Annotated in this window: 5 protein-coding genes; 2 read left to right on the forward strand and 3 right to left on the reverse strand. The window is 73.4% G+C overall.

The features are described 5' to 3' along the window. Positions 1-53 precede the first annotated feature (53 nt). From ACWGH4_RS32045 to ACWGH4_RS32055, 3 genes are all read right to left on the reverse strand, one after another. Positions 54-599 carry a YceI family protein gene (locus ACWGH4_RS32045; protein WP_453467052.1) on the reverse strand — a complete coding sequence of 182 codons (546 nt, stop codon included), beginning with the start codon at positions 597-599 and terminating at the stop codon, positions 54-56. Positions 600-736: 137 nt separating this feature from the next. Next, complete coding sequence (locus ACWGH4_RS32050; protein ID WP_360032373.1) at positions 737-1,555, reverse strand: ABC transporter permease; 819 nt, start codon at positions 1,553-1,555, stop codon at positions 737-739. Next, positions 1,552-2,538 (reverse strand): ATP-binding cassette domain-containing protein, encoded by a 987-nt coding sequence (locus ACWGH4_RS32055; RefSeq protein WP_441264784.1) that lies wholly within the window; start codon positions 2,536-2,538, stop codon positions 1,552-1,554. Before ACWGH4_RS32055 ends, ACWGH4_RS32050 begins: the two co-directional genes overlap by 4 nt. A gap of 297 nt (positions 2,539-2,835) precedes the next feature. On the opposite strand from ACWGH4_RS32055, the gene ACWGH4_RS32060 reads away from it, so the two are divergent. Both ACWGH4_RS32060 and ACWGH4_RS32065 read left to right on the forward strand, forming a co-directional pair. Next, a complete protein-coding gene (locus ACWGH4_RS32060) occupies positions 2,836-4,023 on the forward strand; it encodes an FAD-dependent monooxygenase (protein ID WP_453467055.1) in 1,188 nt (395 codons plus the stop codon). A 73-nt stretch (positions 4,024-4,096) separates the two neighbouring features. Further along, the coding region (locus ACWGH4_RS32065; protein ID WP_453467057.1) for a hypothetical protein at positions 4,097-4,348 on the forward strand (252 nt) is incomplete at its 3' end.

The following is a 4,348-nucleotide window of genomic DNA, read 5'->3' on the forward strand; positions in this document are numbered from 1 at the left end:
GGGGTGGCCGCATCCGTCCGTTCCGGCCGGGCCTTCGCGTGTGTGCGCGCCGCTCACTCCGCCGCGCGGACGAACGCCGCCGTGACCCGCAGCCGCAGCCGCGGGCCGACGAGCGGGCGCATCGCGCTCACGCCGCACGCGTGCCGGTCGAGCTCCGCCGTCGCGTGCACGACGGCGCGCCTGCCGTCCGGCGAGACGGCGCACGCCTCGGTGTCGACGGTGAAGGTGAGCGGCACGGACCGGCCCTTGACGTCGATCAGGCCGGTCACCTGCCACGGCCCGGCCGTGGTGAGGCGCTCGCCGGTGAACCGGATCGACGGGAACCGGTCCACGTCGAGGAAGGCGGGTCCGCGGACGGCCCTGTCGCGGCCCGGGTTGCCGGTGCCGAAGCCCGCGGCGTCGACCTCCGCCTCCAACTGCCGGAGCCCGCCGCGGATCACGGCGCTCCCGGAGCGTACGGGGAGCGAACCGGTGACCGGCAGGAAGAAGAAGTGCCGGCCGGTGAACTCGACGGAAGAGGCGTCGGCGTCGAGCGTCCAGGAGCCGTCGGCGGCGGCGGTCAGCCCGGCGGCGGCCTCTGAGTGGTCGGTGAGGGACATGGTGGGGGTTTCCCTTCGGGTCGCGAGAAAGAGGGGGAGAAGGCGGAGGCAGCGAGGGGGCCCCGCAACGGAGGCCCCCTGTCGACTGCTGTGCCCGGCACCGCTTCCGTGGTCGCGGTGGTGCGCGCGGGTGCGGGTCACTCGGGCCGCGGGTCCCACCGGAAGCTGCGGACCGCGATCAGCGCGCCGATGACGCCCCAGGCGGCGAGGACCGCGAGTTCCTTCCACTGGAAACCGGCGTTGTGCGCGAACGGCGCCAGCATCGCGTCGTTGAACGGCTTCACCGGGAGCAGCCCGGCGATGTTGTTCAGCACCTCGGAGTGGATCGGGAAGTAGCTGCCGGAGATGAAGACCAGCGGGAACTGGATGAACTGCACGACGGCCGGGGCCGCCTCCGAGTTCTTGATCAGCGAGGCCACGCCGACGCCCAGCGCACAGAAGCTCGCCGCACCCAGTACCAGCGTCACGGTGACCGCCGCCCAGTGCGTGGGCAGCGGCACGCCGTACAGCGAGCCGATGCCGATGACCAGCGCCACGTCGATGACGCTGACGACGATGCAGTGCACCAGCAGCCCGGCGAAGTACACCCAGGCCGGCAGCGGGGTGGCGTGCAGCCGCTTGAGCACGCCCGTCTGCCGGCGCATCGCCAGGATGATCGCCAGCTGGCCGTAGCACGCCCCGAGCACGGAGACCGCGGCGATCGTCGGCGTGTAGTACTGCATGCCGGTCAGGCCGAAGAAGAACTTCTCGTCGGCGCCGCCGCTGAACACCGCGCCGAAGATCGTGATGATCACGATCGGCAGCACGAAGGTGAAGACCATCGACTGCGGATTTCGCCAGAACGACAGCTGCTCGTAACGGATCTGATGGGCCAGCAGCGCCAGGTCGCCGCGGGCGTCCGCGCGGGCCGCCGAGCGCCCCGCGCCGGTGGCCGTGGTGGGGGTCAGGGTGGTCATGAGCGGCTCCGTCCCGGTCGGCGTCCCCGGCCCGGGGACGGCCTGCGCCCCCGCTCCGAGGACGGCGAGGATGCTTCCTTCTCCGCGTACTTGCCGGTGAGGCTCAGATAGACGTCCTCGAGCGTCGGCTGCTCGACGGTCAGCCGCTCCAGCGGCGTACCGCGGCGCAGCGCCCACTCGGTGAGGCGGTGCAGCGCGGCGGTCGGCTCCTCGGCCTCCGCCGTCACCAGCCCGTCCTCCGCGTCGGTGACCGGCAGGGGTACGTCGGCGATCGCGGCGCCCTGCGGCAGCGCGAAGCGGATCCGGGCCAGCGCGCTGTCCCGGCCGCCGAGCGTGTCCGGCGTGCCCGCGGCGACGATCCGGCCGCCGGCGATGACGGCGACCGAGTCGGCGAGCGCCTGCGCCTCGTCCATGTAGTGCGTGGTCAGCACGATGGTGGTGCCCGCGTCACGCAGGTTCCGCACGACCTCCCACGCACCGCGCCGCGCGTTCGGGTCGAAGCCGGTCGTGGGCTCGTCCAGGAACAGCAGCTGCGGGTTGCCGACGACGCCGAGCGCCAGGTCGAGCCGCCGCTTCTGCCCGCCGGACAGGTCCTTCACCTTGGCGCCGCGCTTCTCCTCGAGACCGACGAGGTCGATCACCTCGTCGACGCCTCGGGGGTCGGGGTAGTAGCCGGCGTTGCGCGCGATCGTCTCGCGCACCGACAGGTACGGCTCGACGGCGATGTCCTGGAGCACCAGCCCGATCTGCCCGCGCAGCCACCTCCCGTCGGCCTTCTTGCCCGGGTCGCGCCCGAGCACCTCCACGCTTCCGCCGTCACGGTCGCGGAAGCCCTCCAGAATCTCGAGTGTGGTCGTCTTGCCCGCCCCGTTCGGGCCGAGCAGGGCGAAGATCTCCCCGTCGCGGACGGTGAAGTCGACGCCGCGCACCGCCTCGTGGTCCCCGTAACGCTTTCGCAGGCCGTCCACGGCCACCGCGGTCACCGCGGTCCCTCCGCTTCGGTCACTGTGTGCCTCCCGGTGCTGTTGTCGGGTCCGGTGTTGCCGTTCGCCCGAAGACCGAACTCCGGGTCGCTGTCGCGACGTTAGGCCCGGTCAGGGCGGTGCCCGCAGGAATGGGAGGCATCCGATGACGGACGTCACGCAAGCGGCGACAGGTGTCAGCACGGACGTGACGGGCGTTGCGGCGCGCGGCGCGGGCCGCACATCCTTCAGGGCATTGCCGACGGAGCAGCTGACGCGGAAGGCGGTCATGACGTGGGGTTCGGGGAAGTGGGCGAAATGAGACGGCCGCGGATCACGGTGGTCGGCGCGGGCATCGGCGGACTGACCCTCGCCGGCGCGCTCGCCGCGAACGGTACGGATTACGTCATCCACGAGCAGACCCGGCGGCTCGCCGAGGTCGGGGCGGGGGTGCAGCTCTCGCCGAACGCCGTCCGGCCGCTGCTGCGGCTCGGTCTCGGCGACGCACTGCGCGAGCACGCCGTGCGCGTCGACGCGATGGAGGTGCGCGGCTGGACCGGCCGGCCCGTGGCGCGGACGCCGCTGGGCGAGGAGTGCGAGCGGATGTTCGGCGCGCCGTACTACGCGATCCACCGCGCCCATCTGCACGAGGCGCTGCTGTCCCTGGTCGACCGCGACCGGCTCCGGCTCGGCGAACGCCTGCGCGCGGCACGGGAGAGCGACACCGGCGGCGTGCGGCTGACCTTCGAGGACGGCATCGTCCGTGACGCGGGGGTGGTGGTCGGCGCCGACGGCATCCACTCGACGGTCCGTGAGGCGTTCGTGCGCGACGAACCCGTCTTCGCGGGCCTCGGGATCTATCGCGGCCTGGTCCCCGCAGACCGTCTGCCGGACGCGGCCAGGGAACGCCTGGTACGTCTGTGGCTCGGCCCCGGAGGCCACTTCGTGTGCTACCCGGTCGCCGGCGGCGAGTACCTCAGCTTCGCGGCGACGGTCCCGATGGACGAGGCGCCCGCCGAGTCGTGGTCGGCGCCCGGCGATCCGGAGGACCTGCGCCGCGCGTTCGGCTCCTGGACCGGCCTGGTCTCCGACATCGTCGAGGCGACCGAGGTGACGCACCAGTGGGCGCTCCACGACCGGCCGCCGCTGCGCACGTGGTCGAGCCGCCGCATGACCCTCCTCGGCGACGCGGCCCATCCGATGCTGCCGTTCATGGCGCAGGGGGCGGGCCAGGCGATCGAGGACGCGATGGACCTGGCGGCCTGCCTCGCCGACGCGCCCGAGGAGCGGATCGCGGACAGCCTCGCCCGCTACGAGGCGCTGCGCATCCCGCGCACCGCCGAGATCCAGCGCGGCTCCCGCGGCAACGCCGGCGTCCTCCACCTTCCGGACGGACCCGCCCAGCGCCGCCGCGACGCACAGATGGCCGTCCACGCCTCGCTCCGCGACCGGACCACGCTCTACGCGCACGAGACGGGCCGCAGCGTGGTGCCCGCGGCGGTGTGACTGAGTACGGCGCGCGGCCGACCTGAGTACGCCGCCGGATCCGCCGGCGCCGCGCGTCGGGTCGAATCGGAGCATGCTCCCTGAAGCCCTCCACCACCCCCGCGTCCGGGACGCCGCCACCGCCGGCACGGCCCTCGCCGTGACCCTGCTCCCGCTCGTGGCGGGCGTCCTGCTGGCCAAGTCGATGGCGGCGGACCCGATGACCCCGGTGAACGCGCTGATCACCAGCGGCGGCCACCGCGCCCGCATGTCACCGGCGCACCTCCGCGGCTGCGGCAGAAGCGCGGCACGCCGGTGCCGGGCCGCGGGAGCGGCGGTCCGCGAC

The sequence above is a fragment of the Streptomyces sp. NPDC054847 genome, from assembly GCF_053610925.1.